Below are 524 nucleotides of genomic sequence, written 5' to 3' on the forward strand. Positions count from 1 at the left end.
CGGCGGGTTGATGCGGCTGGTTTGGGTGGGGGTGAGCTGGAGGCGTTGGTGGGGGTGCATGCCGGTGAGGCGGTGGGCCGGCTGGACCCGTTGGCCGGTGTGATGCTCGATGCGGTCTGGTTCGACGGTGGGCCGGGGGCGGAGGGGCAGTTGCTGCTGGTGGCCAGCCATCTTGTGGTCGACGGGGTGTCGTGGCGGGTGCTGCTGGCGGATCTGGCGTCGGCGTACGGGGAGCTCGCCGAGGGACGTGCTGCTGGGCTGGAACCAGTGGTGACATCGTTCCGGCATTGGGCCCGGGAGTTGGTGGCGCAGGCGGGCGGCGACGAGCGGCTCAGCGAGCTCCCCGAGTGGACCGAACTCCTACGGGACGCCCAGCCGGTGCTGCCGGTCCGCCCGGCGGACCGTTCTCAGTGGCTCGGGACCAGTGTGCGTCGGGTGTCGGTGCGAGTGCCGGTGGGTGTGTCGGTGGGGTTGTTGGGGGGTGTGCCGGCGGCGTTTCGTGCGGGTGTTGAGGATGTGTTGCT

1 protein-coding gene is annotated in these 524 nt (G+C 70.8%); it reads left to right on the forward strand.

The window, feature by feature from the left end; genetic code table 11:
- Positions 1–48: 48 nt before the first annotated feature.
- The coding region (locus ACTT8P_RS38445; RefSeq protein ID WP_442836429.1) for a condensation domain-containing protein at positions 49–524 on the forward strand (476 nt) is incomplete at its 3' end.

The sequence above is a fragment of the Streptomyces sp. JW3 genome (genome assembly GCF_052216785.1).
Lineage (GTDB): Bacteria > Actinomycetota > Actinomycetes > Streptomycetales > Streptomycetaceae > Streptomyces.